The 17865-nt window shown below is 63.1% G+C and carries 14 protein-coding genes; 10 read left to right on the plus strand and 4 right to left on the minus strand.

Annotated elements, in window-relative coordinates:
- Positions 1–78: 78 nt before the first annotated feature.
- The 7 genes from lptF to V8352_RS09370 are packed head-to-tail and all read left to right on the plus strand — an operon-like array spanning position 79 to position 8253.
- Positions 79–1206 (plus strand): LPS export ABC transporter permease LptF, encoded by a 1128-nt coding sequence (gene lptF, locus V8352_RS09340; protein WP_336424069.1) that lies wholly within the window; start codon positions 79–81, stop codon positions 1204–1206.
- A complete protein-coding gene (gene lptG, locus V8352_RS09345; protein ID WP_336424016.1) occupies positions 1203–2294 on the plus strand; it encodes an LPS export ABC transporter permease LptG in 1092 nt (363 codons plus the stop codon). Before lptF ends, lptG begins: the two co-directional genes overlap by 4 nt.
- A complete protein-coding gene (locus tag V8352_RS09350) occupies positions 2291–4528 on the plus strand; it encodes an LPS-assembly protein LptD (RefSeq protein ID WP_336424017.1) in 2238 nt (745 codons plus the stop codon). Before lptG ends, V8352_RS09350 begins: the two co-directional genes overlap by 4 nt.
- Entirely contained in the window at positions 4525–5862 is a 1338-nt protein-coding gene (locus tag V8352_RS09355; protein ID WP_336424018.1) for a peptidylprolyl isomerase, read from the plus strand. Before V8352_RS09350 ends, V8352_RS09355 begins: the two co-directional genes overlap by 4 nt.
- A complete protein-coding gene (gene pdxA / locus V8352_RS09360) occupies positions 5862–6839 on the plus strand; it encodes a 4-hydroxythreonine-4-phosphate dehydrogenase PdxA (protein WP_336424019.1) in 978 nt (325 codons plus the stop codon). Before V8352_RS09355 ends, pdxA begins: the two co-directional genes overlap by 1 nt.
- Entirely contained in the window at positions 6836–7669 is an 834-nt protein-coding gene (gene rsmA, locus V8352_RS09365) for a 16S rRNA (adenine(1518)-N(6)/adenine(1519)-N(6))-dimethyltransferase RsmA (protein WP_336424020.1), read from the plus strand. The genes pdxA and rsmA overlap by 4 nt, the downstream gene beginning before the upstream one ends.
- Entirely contained in the window at positions 7666–8253 is a 588-nt protein-coding gene (locus tag V8352_RS09370) for a nucleotidyltransferase family protein (RefSeq protein WP_336424021.1), read from the plus strand. The genes rsmA and V8352_RS09370 overlap by 4 nt, the downstream gene beginning before the upstream one ends.
- 142 nt (positions 8254–8395) lie before the next feature.
- On the opposite strand, the gene V8352_RS09375 is transcribed toward V8352_RS09370, so the two are convergent.
- Positions 8396–10237, minus strand: coding sequence for a Hint domain-containing protein (locus V8352_RS09375; RefSeq protein WP_336424022.1), 1842 nt, complete (start codon positions 10235–10237; stop codon positions 8396–8398).
- Between the two features lie 484 nt (positions 10238–10721).
- Here V8352_RS09375 and V8352_RS09380 point away from each other — a divergent pair, with 484 nt between their 5' ends.
- Entirely contained in the window at positions 10722–10988 is a 267-nt protein-coding gene (locus V8352_RS09380; protein WP_336424023.1) for a hypothetical protein, read from the plus strand.
- Between the two features lie 15 nt (positions 10989–11003).
- Here V8352_RS09380 and V8352_RS09385 read toward each other — a convergent pair whose 3' ends face one another.
- On the minus strand, positions 11004–11885 hold the full coding sequence (locus V8352_RS09385; protein WP_336424024.1) for a LysR substrate-binding domain-containing protein: 882 nt from the start codon (positions 11883–11885) through the stop codon (positions 11004–11006).
- Between the two features lie 155 nt (positions 11886–12040).
- On the opposite strand from V8352_RS09385, the gene V8352_RS09390 reads away from it, so the two are divergent.
- Both V8352_RS09390 and V8352_RS09395 read left to right on the plus strand, forming a co-directional pair.
- A complete protein-coding gene (locus V8352_RS09390; RefSeq protein WP_336424025.1) occupies positions 12041–13651 on the plus strand; it encodes a GMC family oxidoreductase in 1611 nt (536 codons plus the stop codon).
- 120 nt (positions 13652–13771) lie between these two features.
- The gene (locus V8352_RS09395) at positions 13772–15214 is read left to right on the plus strand and encodes an aldehyde dehydrogenase family protein (protein ID WP_336424026.1); all 1443 of its coding nucleotides are present in this window, start codon (positions 13772–13774) and stop codon (positions 15212–15214) included.
- A gap of 116 nt (positions 15215–15330) precedes the next feature.
- On the opposite strand, the gene V8352_RS09400 is transcribed toward V8352_RS09395, so the two are convergent.
- Together V8352_RS09400 and V8352_RS09405 are read right to left on the minus strand one after the other, a co-directional pair.
- Positions 15331–16482 carry a TauD/TfdA family dioxygenase gene (locus V8352_RS09400; protein ID WP_336424027.1) on the minus strand — a complete coding sequence of 384 codons (1152 nt, stop codon included), beginning with the start codon at positions 16480–16482 and terminating at the stop codon, positions 15331–15333.
- 158 nt (positions 16483–16640) lie between these two features.
- Entirely contained in the window at positions 16641–17609 is a 969-nt protein-coding gene (locus V8352_RS09405; protein ID WP_336424028.1) for an NAD(P)-dependent oxidoreductase, read from the minus strand.
- Between the last annotated feature and the right edge of the window lie 256 nt (positions 17610–17865).

Genomic DNA, 17865 nt, shown 5'->3' on the forward strand with positions numbered 1-17865 from the left:
TTACCGGACCGCCGTTTCAGGTAGCGTGCACCAGATATTGTGTGAAGGGGATGCGACGTGGCCAGATTCGACAGATACATGCTGTCGCAATTCATGGTGCTCTTCGGCTTTTTCGCATTGGTGCTGGTGTCGATCTTCTGGATCAACAAGGCGGTGCGCATGTTCGACCGCCTCGTCAGCGACGGTCAGTCGTCCTGGGTCTTTGTCGAATTCACCGCGCTCACGCTGCCGGGCGTGATCGGCGTTGTCTTGCCGATCGCCGCCTTTGCGGGCGCCATCTACGTCACCAACCGGTTATCCACCGAGAGCGAATTGACCGTGATGCAGGCCACCGGCTATTCGCCTTGGCGCATGGCGCGCCCCGTGCTCTACTTCGGTGTCATCGTGGCGCTGATGATGTCGCTGCTGTCGCATGTGCTGATCCCGCTCAGCCTTCAGCAACTCGAGACGCGCCGCGCCGAAGTGTCGGGAAACATCACCGCCAAGTTGCTGACCGAGGGCGAGTTTCTACACCCTGCGGCAGGCGTCACCTTCTACATCCGCCAGATCACGCCGCAGGGCGAGTTGCGCGATGTCTTCCTTTCGGACCGGCGCCGGGCCGAGGCGCCGACGACCTACACCTCGTCCAAAGCCTATCTGGTGCAGGAAGGCGGTGGAACCAAGCTGGTGATGCTGAACGGGCTGGCACAGAATATCGCGGCGGATGGGCAGCGCCTCTTTACGACGCATTTCGACGATTTCTCTTACGATATCAGCCGCCTTGTCTCGACCAGCGCGCTCAACCTCGACCGTATTACCTTTGCGACGACGCCCGAGCTGATCCGCAACCCCGGTGCCGTGGCCGAGCGCACGGGCGTAACGCTTGGTGTTGCCGTGACCACATTGCATGCGCGATTTGCCCAGGCGATCCTGTGCATCGTGGCGGCACTGATCGGGTTTGCCACGCTCTTGCAGGGCGGGTTCAGCCGGTTTGGCGTCTGGCGGCAGATTCTGACCGCGTTCATCCTTCTGATCGGGATCAAGCTGATCGAAAGTGTCGTGGCGGGCCCTGTTCTGGCGGCACCGATGATGTGGCCCCTGCTGTATTTGCCATCACTGATCGGCTTTGTTACCGGGTGGATCCTGCTTTACTCTGCGGCACGACCCAGTCTTTTGCGGCGCCTGCGCGGCATCCGTCGCCGCCCTGCCACAGGGATCGCACCATGACGCTGCATTGGTATTTCGCGCGCAAGTTCCTGTGGATGTATCTGGGCATCACCGCCGTCTTCGTGGTCATCCTGGGCCTGATCGACATGGTGGACGAGCTTCAGGATTTTCCTGAGCTGAGCGTCTGGGACGTGGCCGAGATCGTGGCGCTGAACCTGCCCCATGCCAATTACGAGATCCTGCCACTGGTCATCATTCTGGCCTCCGTCGCGCTTTTCGTGCGCCTTGCCCGCTCGTCCGAGATGGTGGTTGTGCGCGCGTCGGGCCTGTCGGGATTGCGCGGGATGAGCGCGCCCGTGCTGATGGCCGCGCTGATCGGGCTTGTCTCGATCACGGTGTTCAACCCGCTGGTGGCGGCCTCGAGCAAGCGCTACCATGAGCTTGTTTCCACCTATAGCGGCTTTGGATCAAACATCCTCGCGCTTTCGTCCGAGGGACTGTGGCTGCGCCAGGGCAGCGCAGAGGGACAGACCGTGATTCACGCCGTCTCCGCCAGCGCGGATGTATCGGTGCTGAATGATGCCACCTTCATATCCTTTGCACCGGGCGGCCAGCCCGTCCGCCGCATCACCGCGCGCCGCGCGGCGCTGGGGGTCGGTGCGTGGGAGTTGGAAGACGTCAAGGTCTGGACCCTGACAACCGAGTTGAATCCCGAAGCCAGCGCGCAGCGGATGGATACGTTGTCCGTGCCCTCCGAGCTGACGCGCGAGGGCATCGTCGACAGCTTTGGCAAGCCCGAATACATACCGATTTGGGATCTGCCGGCTTTCATCGCACAGCTGGAGGCGGCCGGGTTTTCCGCACGCCGCTATGCCGTCTGGTATCAGATGGAGCTGTCACGCCCCATTTTCCTGATGTCTTTGGTGCTGATTGCCGCCGCCTTCACCATGCGCCACGTGCGCACGACAAATACCGGCGTTTCGGTCCTGGTCGCGATCCTGCTGGGCTTTTCATTGCATTACATCCGCAATTTCGCGCAGGTATTGGGTGAAAATGGCCAGATCCCCGTTGTCTTGGCGGCATGGGCGCCGCCGGTCGCATCGCTTATGCTGGCGCTTGGCATCGTTTTGCATATGGAGGACGGATGATCCGCGCGCGCGCCCTCACCACTGGCCTCATTGCAGGGATTGCCGCACTCGCGCTAACGGCCGGCCAGCCGGGCGCGCAAGAGCGGCGTCCCGAGGCGCGTCCGGGGTTCGAGGCGCGCACCGGCACGGAGCAGCCAGAGCCCGCACTCCTCGTCGCAGATGACGTGACGATCGACGGGGACCGCACGTTGACCGCCACGGGCAACGTCGAGGCGATGTTCGACGGCCAGCGTCTCAAGGCGCGCAGCATCACCTACGACCGCACCACCGATCAATTGCAGATCACCGGGCCACTGACGCTGGATGATGGCCAATATACTACCGTGCTGGCTGATGCAGGCCAGCTGGATCGCGACCTGCAAAACGGTATCCTGACGGGTGCGCGGCTGGTGATGGATGACCAGCTTCAACTGGCCGCCAATCAGATCAGCCGCACCGATGGACGCTATTCGCAGCTCTACAAGGCGGCTGTGACCTCCTGCCGGGTGTGCACGGAGGGTGACGCGCCGCTTTGGCAGATCCGTGCGCGCCGGGTGATCCATGACACTGAAACGCGGCAGATTTTCCTTGAAGGCGCGCAGTTTCGCGTCGGCCGCGTGCCGATCGCCTATTTCCCGCGCCTGCGCCTGCCCGATCCGACGGTCGAGCGTCTGACAGGTTTTCTGACGCCGTCGCTCTACAACTCCTCTCTGCTCGGGTTTGGTGTCAAGGTGCCCTATTTCATCCGCATCGGGGATGACAAGGATCTGACGCTGACGCCCTACTACGCGACCCAGACCCGCACACTGGAGTTTCGCTATCGCCAGGAGTTCCGCTCTGGCGGGATCGAATTCGAGGGCGCGATCAGCGACGATGATCTCGCGCGGCGCGACCGGCGGGCCTATATCTTTGGCCGCGGTGTCTTTGAGCTGCCACAGGATTACGTTCTGCAATTCGACATCGAGGCGGTCAAGGATGACGCATATCTGGTGGATTACGGCTATTCCAGCAAAGACCGCCTCGATAGCGAGCTGTCGGTCGAGCGGGTGCGCCGCGACGAGTGGCGCCGCGCGGCGCTGACCTATTTCCACACCCTGCGGCCCGGTGAGATCAACGCGACCCTGCCGACCAGCGTCGGCAACCTCGATTATGAGAAACGCATTTTTCCTGCGCGCCTTGGCGGCGAGCTGCACTTTGCCGCGCAGGCACATGGTCATTACCGCTCGTCCTCGCTGCGCACCGATGGGCCCGATATCGACCGCTTTGCCGACGGGCGCGATGTCGCGCGGCTGACGGCCAGCGCCGATTGGCTGCGCAGCTGGACGCTGGCGGGCGGACTGCGCGCGGCCTTCCAGACGGGCGTTGCGGTCGATCATATCAACGTGCGCGGGGCCGCAGCCACCTCGCGCAGCAATTTTACAGACGCCGTGCCAAGCGCCGCTCTGACGCTGCGCTATCCGCTGGCCAAGACAACGCCGCGCGGCACGGTTCACATGATCGAGCCTGTGGTGCAACTGGCGTGGGTCGGCGGCGGCACACCGAATATCGCCAATGACGAAAGCACGCGAAACGAGTTCGACGAGGGCAATCTTCTGTCCCTGTCGCGCTTTGCCGCCACGGATCGGCGCGAGCGCGGCGCCAGTGCCGCACTCGGCGTCAGTTGGACCCGATTTGCGCCGGGAGGGCTGCGCAGCACGCTCAGCCTGGGGCAGATCGTGCGCGAGAAGGCCCAGCTGGAGACGACCGGCACGCAGAGCTTCTCGGTCTCGTCGGGCCTGCAAGGCTCTACTTCGGATATGCTGATCGCGGGCCAGATCGCGACGCAGAACGGCCTGACCCTGACCGCGCGCAGCCTTTTTGATGGCGCGTTCGAGACGACCAAGGCCGAGGCGCGCGCTGGCTGGCGCAACGACGCGCTGGACCTTGGCGCCACCTACATCTGGCTTCGCTCCGATCCGCAGGAGGAGCGGCCCGGCACGATCTCGGAATGGGCCTTTGATGGCTCCTACCGCCTGTCGCGGCATTGGACAGGCAGCGCCGAATGGCGCTATGACGTGGCCAGCGACCAAAGTGTCAATGCGGGCGTCGGCATCACCTATACGAATGAATGCGTCGATGTTACGCTTTCGGCCTCGCGCCGCTTCACCTCTTCCACTATCCTCGAGCCGTCGACGGACATATCGCTGACTGTCGGCCTTCGCGGCTTCAGCGCCCGCGCCGAGGACAAAAGCTACGTTCGGGAATGCAAGAAATGACCTCACTGATCACGACCCTCCCCCATGCCATGCGTGCCATTGGCCTCGCCTTCGCCCTGTCGCTCGGCGCTTCGGCGACGCTGCCGGGTGCCGCCACGGCTCAAGGCCTCTTTGAACCTGTGGTCAAGGTCAACGGCGCTGCCGTCACGCGCTATGAGCTGAACCAGCGTGCCGAGCTTCTTAAACTTCTGCGCGCACCGGCCGATCCGACCCGCCTGGCACGCCAGCAGCTGATCGAGGACCGTCTCAAGGCCCAGGCCGCCGCAGCCCAAGGCATCACGGTCACGGATGATCAGATTCGCGCCGGGATGGAGAATTTTGCAACCCAAGGCGGCCTGAACGCCGATCAGATGATGGCCCTGCTGGAGCGCGGCGGCGTCAGTGAGCAGACTTTCTCGGATTTCATCCGCGCGGGCCTGATCTGGCGCGAGGTGACGCAAGCGCGCTTCGGCGCGCGCGTCTCGGTCACCGAAGACGATCTGGACCGCGCCCGCGCCGCGATGTCCGATGGCACCGGCGTGCGCGTCCTTCTGTCCGAGATCATCATCCCGTTTGAGGGGCCCGGCGAAGAGCAGGCCATGGCCAAGGCGCGCGAGATCGCCGACATCACCTCGACCGGCGCCTTCAGCGCGCAGGCGCGTCAATTCTCGGCCACCGCCACCCGCGACGAGGGCGGCCTGCTGCCATGGCAGCCCATCACGCAGTTGCCCCCGGTGCTGCGCCCGCTCGTTCTTGGCCTTGCGCCCGGCGAGGTGACCGATCCGCTGCCGCTCGACGGGGCAGTCGCCCTCTTTCAGCTGCGCGACATTCAGGAAACGGACGTGCCCGAGCCGTCCTATAGCGCAATCGAATATGCCGCCTATTACATCCCCGGCGGCCGCTCGCCCGAGGCGCTGGGCCGCGCGGTGCAGATCGGCGAGCAGACCGACACCTGCGACGATCTTTATGGCATCGCGCAAGGCCAACCCGAAAACGTGCTGGAGCGCGGCACAAAGGCACCCAGTGAAATCCCGAACGATATCGCCATCTCGCTTTCGCGCCTTGATCCGGGCGAAGTGTCCTACGATGTCACGCGCGCAGGCGGCCAGACGCTGGTCCTGTTGATGATGTGCGGCCGCAGCGAGACGATCGAAGAAGCGGGCGAGACTGCCGCGCTCCCCGATGACGACAGCATCGATGACGGCACCATCGACGTTGAAGGCGGTGAGGGCGGTGAGGCTGCAGGTGACAATACCGAACAGCTGTCGCAACAGATTGCCGCGCGGCGCCTTGAATCCTTTGCCAACGGATATCTGGAGCAGCTGCGCGCCGAGGCGCGGATCATCGAATACTGATGCCTGCGAGCGTCCCCTTGCCTATCGCCCTCACCTGCGGCGAGCCTGCGGGCGTCGGCCCTGAACTGGCACAAAAGGCGTGGAAAACGCTCGGGGCATCCCTGCCCTTTTTCTGGATCGGCGATCCGTCACACCTACCACAGGGCTGCCCCGTGCAGGTGATCGACCGGCCGGGTCAGGCCGACCCCGCCCAGGGGCTGCCGGTTTTGCCCCAGCCCATGCCAGGATCACTGACGCCCGGCATACCCAATCGGGACCACGCGCAAGGCGTCATTGAGGCCATCGCGCGCGGTGTCGATCTGGTGCGGGATGGTGCGGCGCTGGCGCTGTGCACCGCGCCCATCCACAAGAAGGCGCTTCAGGACGGCGCGGGGTTTGGCCATCCCGGCCATACCGAGTATCTCGCCGCGCTGACCGGGACGCCGCGCGTCGTGATGATGCTGGCGAGCGATCAGCTGCGCGTCGTGCCCGCGACGATCCATATTCCGCTGTCCGAGGTGCCCGGCAAGCTGACGCGCGAGTTGCTTATGGACACGATCCGCATCACCCACGCGGGCCTCAGACGCGATTTCGGCATCAGTGCACCGCGCCTGGCCATGTCGGGTCTGAACCCCCACGCAGGCGAAGGTGGCAAGATGGGGCGAGAAGAGCTGGACCTGATCGCGCCGCTTGTCGCCGAATTGCAGGCCGAGGGCATGAATATCATCGGACCGATGTCCGCCGATACGATGTTTCACGCCGCCGCCCGCAGCCGCTATGACGCGGCAATCGCGATGTATCACGATCAGGCGCTGATCCCGATCAAGACGCTTGATTTCGACCGGGGCGTAAACGTCACGCTCGGCCTTCCGATCGTGCGCACCTCGCCCGACCACGGCACCGCGCTGGATATCGCGGGGCGCGGCATGGCCAATCCCACCTCGCTCATCGAGGCGCTGAAGATGGCGGCGCGCATGGGCGCCGCGCGCCAGTCATGAGCATCGACGCGCTGCCCCCGCTGCGCGAGGTCATTGCCGCGCATGACCTCAGCGCGCGCAAATCGCTGGGCCAGAACTTTCTGCTCGACCTGAACCTGACCGCCAAGATCGCGCGGCTTGCGGGCGACATGAGCGGCTCGGATGTGCTGGAAATCGGCCCCGGCCCCGGCGGTCTGACCCGAGGCCTTCTGGCCGAAGGCGCGCGCAAGGTTCTGGCGATCGAAAAAGACCCGCGCTGCCTGCCCGCACTGGAGGAGATCGCAAGGGCCTATCCCGGCCGCCTGACCGTAATGATCGGTGACGCGCTCAGGATCGATCCGCTGGCGCATCTGACGCCGCCGATCCGCGTTGCCGCCAATCTGCCCTATAATGTGGGGACCGAGCTTTTGGTGCGCTGGCTCACGCCTGACCAATGGCCGCCCTTCTGGGACAGCCTGACCCTCATGTTTCAGCGTGAAGTGGCCGAGCGCATCGTCGCCGCCCCCGGCTCCAAGGCCTACGGGCGGCTGGCCCTGCTGGCCCAATGGCGCGCCGAGCCGCGCATCGTGATGTCCCTGCCGCCCGAGGCATTCAGCCCCGCGCCCAAGGTATCGAGCGCGGTGGTCCACCTGACCGCCCTGCCCCAGCCACGGTTTCCGGCGCAGCCCAAGCTGCTGGAGCGCACCGTTGCCATGGCGTTTGGCCAACGTCGCAAGATGCTGCGCGCGGCGCTCAAGGGGCTGGCCCCGGATATCGAGGACCGCTTGCTGGCCTCCGGCATCCAGCCGACAGACCGCGCCGAGACCATCGGGCTGGAGCAGTTCTGCGCCCTTGCGCGAACGCTGGAGTGACCTGCACCATCCTCCTGCCCGCTGCTGGCACCTCGTCGCGCATGGGCGGGCGTGACAAGCTGGTGGAGGATGTGGACGGCCAGCCCCTTTTGCTGCGCCAGACATTGCGGGCCTTGGCGACCGGCGCCAAGGTGCTGGTGACGACGCGCGCGGACCGCCCTGCGCGGATTGCGGCGCTTGAAGGGACTGGCGCGCATCTGGTCGCGGTCGATGACCCCGCCGAAGGGATCGCGGCATCGTTGCGCGCGGGGCTTGCCGCGCTGCCCGAGCAGACGGGCGCGCTAATGATCGTGCTGCCCGACTTGCCCGACATTGACTCAAACGACATGCAGACAATGCTGGCCGCCCACGCGGCGGCCCCCACCCGCATCCTGCGCGCCGTGGCCGAGGATGGCACGCCGGGCCATCCGACCGTTTTTCCGGCACGGTATTTCGCGCAGCTTGCTCAAGTGACGGGCGATCGGGGAGCTGCGCCGCTGATCCGCAGAGCGGGCTACCATCCCGTTACGCTGCAAGGCGCCCGCGCCATCACTGACCTCGACACGCCCGAGGCCTGGGCCGCCTGGCGCGCGCATCAGGACTGATCGCTAATGTTTCAAGACGAACGAAACAATCCCGGCCTTTCAGCCGGGATTGTCCGATTTTCTGGAACCATGATGGCCCCCGCCACTGGAGTCCAAGGGCCGACCCACCCTTGAAAGGATGGATCGGTCCGGCTGCAAAGGCTTACTTGGTCAGCAAACGCGCTTCATGCTTTTTGAGCGAACGGCGCGCGGCCTGATAGGCTTCGATGCCCTCGAGATCACGCAGTTCCGGGAAAAGTGCATAAATCTCGTCGCGCTGCTCGGTGCCCATTCCGTCAAGCGTCTGCTCGCCGGGCTGGAAGCTTTCGGTCCAGCTGCCATTCGACAAGACAACCTCGTGCTGATCGAACATGAAGTGGATATAGCTGACCGCGTGCGTATCCACCGCATCGACCCCTTCAAGGTCCGTCAGATGCTTGGCCGAGGCCAACACTTCGCGGTCCTCAAAATAGAGCGCCGTTTTCTCGTTGTTGATCAGCACCCTGTGGTTCGGGCTGACCAGCAGGTCACGCTCGGGCAGACCGCGGCCAAGACTACCGGCGCGGATCAGCACGGGCTTCAGATGCGGTGCCTGAAGCAGCTCGGACCCCACCAGATCGCGTCGTCCGATCCAGCGGATTTCCTGAAGACCGTTGTCGCGGGTGATGATGCGGTCACCAACCTGCAAATCCTCCACCAGACGCTCGCCCTTGGGCGTGGCAATCACGGTGCCGGGCGTGAAGCAGGGAATGATCTTCTCGATTTCCCGGAAGGTCATCGAGCCGGTGATCTCGCCGTCGGGACCGTCCCGGAAATTGATCGTGCCGCTGGTCGAGTTGCCATCAGGGTCGTCGGTCTCGTCCACGATCTCAAAATTGCCCACGCCCGTCAGGTCCAGCGTGTCGAAATCGTCACCATCCGAGCCGCCATCGACGACGTCGCCATTGCCATCCGCCGCCTCGTCAATGATGAACGTATCGCGTCCTGTGCCACCTGACATGCTATCCGCACCGGCGCCGCCGATCAGAAGATCGTCGCCGCCCTCGCCCAGCAGGGTGTCATCCCCTTCGCCACCGGTCAGCGTGTCATTGCCAGCCGTAACGACCGGAGATACGTCATAATAGACATCCGTGAACGAAACGCCCGTGGTATTTGGGCCATCCTGGCTGTGCTCGATCGTGATCTCGGACACCGGACCCGGAATATCCACCAGAACGGAATACTCAGCTGATGTTTCAAGCCCTTGGCCACCATTGCTGTCTGCGGTTTCTGCACCGGGGACCGCATCGTTGTCCAAAAGCGTGACATTTTCGCCAGCGGTCAGGTTCACCGTGATCGGGCCATCGGGCCCCATGGCCGTGACCGTTACGACAGCATCGGCGTCCACGTCATTGATGCGGAACGACACGTTCTCGACCGGGCGGGAATAGCCCAGAGAGTACGTGCTGCTGTTCCCTTCTCCTCCCAGAAAACTGTCCAGTGAACTGGTTGGATCGGCAGGCGCACCGTCGGTGTCGATACCGTCCACCAGTTGCGGAACAGTGGCAAAGACGGTCGGATCGTTCATCGTGTTCGTGCTTGAGAAGCTGACGTCGACGGATCCTGTGGTCATGGTGAAGTCGTTCAGAGCATCCTGATTGTCGATGCCGGGTGTGCCGTCTTCGCCATCAGGGTCAGGTGCCTCGCTCCAGCGCAGAACCTCGCGCGACGTTTCATTGTCGCTGGTGTCGCGGTCACCCACCAGCAGGTCGTCGCCCGCGCCGCCGTCCAGCGAATCGTCGCCCGCACCGCCAAAGACCTCATCATTGCCTGCGCCCGCAAAGACGACATCATCGCCGTCCCCGGCATTGACGATGTCATCGTCACCCGTCTCACCTGGAAGGGCGGCGTCACCGCCGTCGATCACATCACCTTCGGGATCATCCGCATAGGTGCTGTCGATCGTGTCGTCTCCGCTCGTTCCATCAACGACGCCTGCACCGGTGTCTGTTCTATCGATACCCATAACTCACTCCTCATATACGACCGTTGCCGGCGCGCCCGCGGATCGCGGTCGTTACAAAATGCCACCAGACGCTGACGCGCACGGACAGCGACCTGCACAAGACCGGCATGATGTGAATGAGGAAGGCGACTGATCGAACAGCATCGCCCCGCGGGAAGACCCCGCGACCGTGAGTTTAATTGCGATACCGCCAAGCAGCAGCGATACGGCGTTCACACGTTTCCACATTCGCAAGAATGCGCGGTTCGTGTGGTCGCCCCCGTGACCACAGACATTGCCCCCCAGTTGGGCAACTTCGTTGTATGCCACCGGCAAGGGGCAACAAAGAGGAATTTGAAGAAAATATGGTTTGACCTTGGTCGAATCCGGTCACATCTGCCCCAGGCAAGGCGCAAAACAGGCGTGAGCGGTTCGTATTGTTTCTTTCCGCGCGTTGCAGTCAGATGCTGCTATCCCTCACAAAACAAGGGACTTTGCACTCATCATGCTGGCGCAGTGGCCAAATTTCGCATTCCGATTGTTTCCCGAATCACATTTTTGCTGCCGCACGGCGGGCATCAATTGTGTCGAACTTCAGGCGCAGCCTCTGTCGCCAAAAGTTGGTCAATCGGCTCAAGTTGAGGGTTTTGACGCGCCGCGGGAAACTCGGCAGTTCGAATCGGTGTCCAGTGATCAAATCCGCAGCGCGTCCAAGTTGGAAAAACCTTGGGCACACAATGCTAACCGGCCCGAGGATGCGCGCAACGCCTGAACTCAGGCGCATGAATTACAGCTGCTGCGCAATCAGCCAATCCTGGAACACGCCGATATCGGGGCTTTCTCTCAAGCTGTCGTATCGAACCAGAAAGAACTTCTGCAACATCGGGATTTCGAACGGAACGGGCGCGATCAGCGCGCCGCTGTCCAGATAGCTTCTGGCAAAACTGCGGCTGACGATAGCCGAGCCATGCCCGGAGGTCAGGATCTGAAGCGCGATCAACGACGAGTCGGCCTTCATCCAATGGATCGGGACCGGCAGATCAAGCCCATGGTAATCCGACAAACGCCCCCAATCGGATTCGGAGCCGACGATCTGCACCACACTGGCGGCTGCCAGACCTGCAATCGACAGGTCCTTGCCCAAGGATGCAGCGTGGTCAGCATGGCACACGACCACCGCATCATCGACCTGAAGCGGCACGATATCACGCTCTGGCCAGTCGCCGTCGCCATACCGGATGTCCAGATCAATACCGGCATCTGTCTGTCGGTCGGACCAGATCGTGGTAAAGAGTTCGATTTCGATCTCGGGATGAAGCGCGCGGAACGCATTGATGCGCGGCGCCAGGACCAGAGCGGCAAAGGAGATTGACGACCGCACACGAATGGTCGACTTGCGCTGCATGCGAAACAGCCCGTCCGTTGCCTTTTCCATCTCGCGAAAGGATGTCCGGATCGGCTGCGCATAGGCCTGCCCGACATCGGTCAGGGCCACACCCTTGGGCAACCGCTTGAACAACTCGGCGCCCAATTGCTTTTCCAGCAGCCGTATCTGCTGACTGACCGCTGCTGGCGTCAGGTGAAGCTCGTCCGCCGCAGCCGTAAATGAGCTGTGACGCGCCGCGGCATCAAATGCACGCAGCCAGGTGGCATGGGGCAGTCTTCGCATTCGTGCGTCCCTTCTCAACTCTCGACATGACCATTCACCCTGCCGCGCTCACGTCTAACGACCCAAAAATTATAAGGTCTCGGCGGTGAAAGTCGTTGTTTGTTAAACTGCCGTTTTTGTCCCTTTATCGCGAAATGTTCAGGCGGGAAATGCAGATGGATGAATTTGACTATATTGTCGTTGGCGCCGGATCCGCCGGCTGCGTGATGGCCGATCGCCTGTCCGCCGATGGACGCCATAGCGTCCTTTTGCTGGAGGCGGGCGGCGGTGACGCGCGCATGTGGATCAAGATCCCTATCGGCTATGCAATGAACTTTGCCAATCCCAAAGTGAATTGGGGCTATGTGACCGAAGAGGACGCTGGTCTTGCTGGCCGCAAGGTCTATTGGCCGCGCGGCCGCGTCATCGGGGGATCAAGCTCGATCAACGCCATGGCCTACGTGCGCGGCCTGCCGCGAGATTTCGACGATTGGGAGGCTGCGGGCGCAACGGGATGGGGCTGGCCCGAGGTGCAAGGGGCCTATGATGGCATGGAGACACGCGCGGGCGCCGACCCTCGGCCGGAGAAAACTGCCAGCGGGCCGGTGTGGGTGCAGGACCTGTCCGATCAGATGCACCCGTTCTCGCAGACTTTTCTGGACGCGGGCCGCTCTGCCGGATTCTCCCAAGTGCACGACATGAACCAGCTCGGCGCCGAGGGACTGGGCTTTTATCACAGCACCGTGCGCGCAGGGAAGCGGTGGTCCGCCGCTGACGCCTTCTTGCGGCCCGCCACCCGGCGAGACAACCTGCATGTTGTCACGAGGGCGCATGTGACCGGGCTGGAGTTCGTCGGCGCGCAGGTGACCGGGCTTTCCTATAGACGCGGTGCACAAATCCGGCGCGTCCGGGCCCGCCGGGAAGTGATTTTGTGTGCCGGGGCCATCAATACACCGCAGTTGCTTCAGTTGTCGGGCATTGGTCCGGCCGATCTGTTGAAGTCACATGGGATCGAAGTGCGGCGAGATTTGCCACATGTCGGACAGGGACTTCAAGATCATCTGGCGGTTGCCTATCAGTTCCGGGCGCGTGTGCCGACGCTGAATTCGCTTTTGGGCACACCCTTTGGGCGGCTGCGCGCCGCGATGCAGTATGCCTTGACCTGCAAGGGCGCGCTTTCTGTTCCCGTCAACCAGGTGGGGGGATTCGTGCGCTCCTCCGCGCAAGAGACGGCACCCGATGTGCAGCTCTTTTGCAATCCGGCCTCATACGAGGTAAACAGCGCCGGCAAGGTGGTTCTGGACAAAGAGCCCGGCTACCTTCTGTCTGCGCAGCCTTGCCGCCCGACCAGCCGAGGGCACGTGCGGATCGCCTCGGCGTCCCACCTCGATGCGCCAATCATCCAGCCCAACTCGCTTGCCACAGAAGAAGACAGGACAGCCGCCGTGAAGGCAAGCAAGGTCATCCGAAGCCTTGCCCGCACCCCGGAGCTGCAAGCGGTGACCGCCGCGCCCAAATGCCCGGAGTTCGACACGATGGATGACGCCGCGCTCCTCGAAGCCTTTCGCAGCCGTGCCTCGACCGTGTATCATCCGTCTTGCACCTGCCGCATGGGGCACGGCCCGCAGGATTCGGTGCTCGACGCCCGCTTGAAGGTGCATGGTGTGCCGGGACTGCGCGTGGTCGATGCCTCGGCCTTTCCCAACATCACGTCGGGCAACATCAATGCCCCGACGATGATGCTGGCGATGCGGGCTGCAGGCATGATCCTGCAAGACGCAAGCTGAGCTTGCCGAACAACGAACGCCAGCCCCGCACCACGGGCGCATCTGCCGCGCGGGGCGAGAATTGACACGTCAATCCACAGAAGGCGCCGGCACATCCGGCGCCGCCAAAGGAGAAACACCATGATCACATTGGACAAGTTCTACATCGACGGAGGCTGGGTCGCCCCTGCCTCGGACGCGACCATGCCGATCCTTTCCCCGGCGACCAACCAAAGGGTCGGCACGCTTTCCATGGGTAACGAGGCAGATGTGGACGCCGCCGTTCAGGCCGCCAAACGCGCCTTCGAGACGTTTTCGATGACCTCTAAGGACGAGCGCCTCGCCCTTCTGCGCCGACTGGCCGAGGTGACGCGGGCACGCATGGACGATCTGGCCCACGCGATGACCACCGAGATGGGCGCGCCTGCCACCATGTCGCGCGAGGTGCAGGCCGATGCGGGCATCGGCCATCTGGAGGCCTTCATCGACGCGCTGGAGGCGCTGGACGAGGAAGAGACCCTGCCAAATGGTGACATCCTGAGCCGCGAGCCGATCGGCGTTTGCGGGCTGATCACCCCTTGGAACTGGCCGATCAACCAGATCGCGCTCAAGGTGGTGCCCGCGCTGGCCGCTGGCGCGACCTGCGTGCTGAAACCATCCGAGCATACGCCGCTATCAGCGCAGGTTTATGCCGAGATCGTGCATGAGGCGGGATACCCGGCAGGGGTCTTCAACCTCGTTCAGGGCGACGGCCCCACGGTGGGTGCGGCGCTGTCGCGTCACCCCGATGTGGCGATGATGTCCTTTACCGGCTCGACGCGCGGCGGAAGTGCGGTGTCTCGCGATGCCGCCGATGACTTCAAACGCGTAACGCTGGAGTTGGGCGGCAAGTCACCGAACCTGATCTTTGCCGATGCCGACCTTGATAAACGCGTGGCCGAAGGCGTGGACGCGTGTTTCTTCAATACCGGCCAGTCGTGCGATGCGCCCACCCGCATGCTGGTCGAGCGCAGCGTTTATTCGCGCGTGCTTGAGCTTGCCGAGGCCGCCGCAAAGGCCACCGTCGTGGGCGATCCCGAGCAGGAGGGCGACCACATCGGGCCCCTCTTTGACGAGATCCAGTATGACCGGGTGCAGGCGATGATCGACAAAGGCATCGACGAGGGCGCGCGCCTTCTTTCGGGCGGCCCGGGCCGCCCCGCGGGTTTGCCCGAGGCATTGCAGGCGGGCTGGTTCGTGCGCCCGACCATATTTTGCGATGTCACCCCCGAGATGGTGATCTGGCGCGAGGAGATCTTTGGCCCGGTGCTGGTCATCACCCCCTTCGACACCGAGGAGGAGGCGATCACGCTGGCAAATGATACCGATTACGGACTGGCCGCCTATATCCAGACCGGCAGCGAGGATCGTGCCCGCCGGGTTGCGCGCCGCCTGCGTGCGGGCGCCCTCCATATAAATGGGCGCGATGCGGATTACGGATCACCCTTCGGCGGGTTCAAGCATTCCGGCAATGGTCGCGAAGGCGGGGTTTACGGCCTCGAGGACTATATGGAAATCAAGGTGCGCCCTCCCTTCGCGGCCTGAAACCCTGCGCTTTTGGCAACGTAACGACGAAACGGCGCGGATCCCTCCGCGCCGTTTTTGTTTATCTTCTGGCCCTGTGGCAGGCTTGGGTATTTGCGCATCAAAGGCTTATGCCCTCAGGCGCGCGCCTGTGCGTCCTCCTCCACGGTCTCGCCGGTATAGCCCTGCTTGGCCAAAACCCGGTAGGTGCTGCGCAGCGCCCCGCGATCCGTATAGCACCCGCGCAGATGGCGGCTGCCGCTGTCGGCCACATAGCCTTCGCGCCCGTGAACGATGCGGTGATTGTCAAAAACCACGCAATTGCCGGCCTCCGAGCGGAAGCGCATCAGGAACCGTTCCTGCTGCATCATGCGGATGAACTTGAGAAACGCTGGGTAATAGCTGTCCAGCACCTCCTGCGGCAGGTCCATGTTGTCCTGCAAGTGCTGGGATATGGTGACGCCCGTCACGTTGCCGTCCAGATTGGTCTCGATCACCCTCTGGTGCGCGCGGTAATCCCAGTTTTCGTGGCGGTAGAAGAACGGAATGTAGTGGCCCGCCAAAAGCGCGAAGGCCTCGGGATCCTCTTCGCGCAAGGCCTCGGCAACGGCGGCACCATCCACGAACAGCGACAGCCCCCCCTCGACGGTGTTCTCCATGCAATGCAGGAACTGAACGCCCGGCGCGGTTTCCTCGCCCGGCAGATCGGTGTGCATTTCCAGCGGACCCGCCGTAAAGGCCAGATTCGTCGGCTCGATCTCGACCCGGACGTCAAAGAACAGCCCTTCCGCCGATGGCGTGATGGGGCCAACGGCCTTCACCAGACGCGGCAGGCTCTCGCTTGAGTTTTCCATGCCGGTGACAATCGCGATACCGTCTTCGATCAGGGCGCGGGTCAGCCTTGCGCAGCCTTCCTTGGTGCCTGTCACGGCGTCCTGACTGACGCGCGTGATATTCGGCAGGTGATCGTTCAGCCACAATTTGCGGGGGATCTCGGCCGGATCATGGGGACGGCCCTGCGCCGCGACTTGCTGCAACAGGGCAAGCGGCACGCGGCTGGCCTGCGCCTCATCCTGCCAGCCGATCACGACCATGTCGTCATCCACCATGGCCGATGTGGCACGCGGCGCTGATGACAGCTCTGACGCGTCGAATACCCGCTCGCGCGTTTGCGGGTCGATACAGGACACGCAGGCGTCGCGCAGCCAGTAGTAATTGAAATAGGTGGCACTGTCGGGTAGCCCGACCACCATGCCATTTTCCTTAAAGTCGAATGTGACATCGTTCATTGGTGCATCATCCTTATGGTATAGAAAGAAAGGTTCAAGGAAGCATCGCCCCCTGCGGGCCGCGCCGCGCGCCCCCGGCGAAATCGGACAGAATGGCAATTCCGCCGCTGCCGGGGACACGCGCGGTGCGAGCGCAGGATGCGAGGCTCTCCATCGGTTCAGCCCGCGACGACAGGCTTTGGGCGGCCGGTGGGAAACACCTCATAGCCGGGCTCTTCGGGTTCATCATCGACAAGTTCGGAGGGGAAGCCGGGCGCCTCGATCGACAGCCCTGTGGCATCCTCTAGTCGACGGATGATGTTGGGCGACAATTCACGCTCGCCATAGCGCGCTATGCCGTCCTCAAAGATACTGACCAACAGCGGGCTGATCTCGAGCGGCACATTCGCCGCGTCTGCGATCTTCTGGAAGAGGCCAATGTCCTTTTTCACCAGATCCATCGTGAAGGAGACGTCCCGCGAGCCATTCAGGATCAGCTGACTTTCGGTTTCATGCACGAACGAGGTGCCCGATGAGATTTTCATCGCCTCGAACGTGGTGTTGAGGTCCATGCCCGCCGCCTTCATCGTTACCAGCGCCTCGCAGCACGACAAGAGGTTCGCGGTCGCCAGATAGTTCGTCATAACCTTCAAAACCGAAGCGGTGCCAATCTCGCCGGTGTGCAACACCCGGCGGCCCAAGGCGGTCAGCACCGGCAACATGCGGTCGAACGTGGCGCGATCGCATCCAGCAAAGATCGAGATGTTGCCGGTATCCGCCCGGTGGCACCCGCCCGAGACCGGGCATTCTATGGCAGACCCACCCTGGGCCGAGACAAGCGCGGCAAGGCGTTTGACTTCGTCGGCGTCCGTGGTCGACATCTCCAGCCAGATCTTGGTGTCATCCACCGCAGGCAGCATCTCGACCACCACCGCGGCAGAGGCCGCCGGCGACGGCAGGCATGTGATCACCGCGTCGCAGGCTTGCATGAGGGCCAATGGTCCCTCGACGGTCTTGGCCCCCTTTTCGACGAAGGAGGCGACCAGTTCACTGTTCAAATCATGAACCGTAAGGTCAAACCCGTTGCGAAGCAGGCTCCCGGCCAGCTTGCCGCCGACATTGCCTAATCCGATAAATCCGATCTTCATTCTCTGGCCTTACACGCTGTGAATTTCTCTACATCCCGCAGCATGGCGTAATCGCATCGGCGCGTAAAACAACGGCTTTGCACCCTAAGGGGCCGGTTCTGTTGACCATGCGCCGTGAAGGCGGCCAGGTATTATTCGAGCGGGGTCGGATCGCTCCACTGGCGCGATCATGGCAATGCCCTGCCCGGCCCTCGGACTTGGTCACGCCGGCTCCGCCAACGGATTGCCGGAGTGGGTGAAACCGCAACGTTCAGGG

The sequence above is a fragment of the Roseovarius sp. D0-M9 genome, assembly GCF_037083805.1.
Lineage (GTDB): Bacteria > Pseudomonadota > Alphaproteobacteria > Rhodobacterales > Rhodobacteraceae > Roseovarius.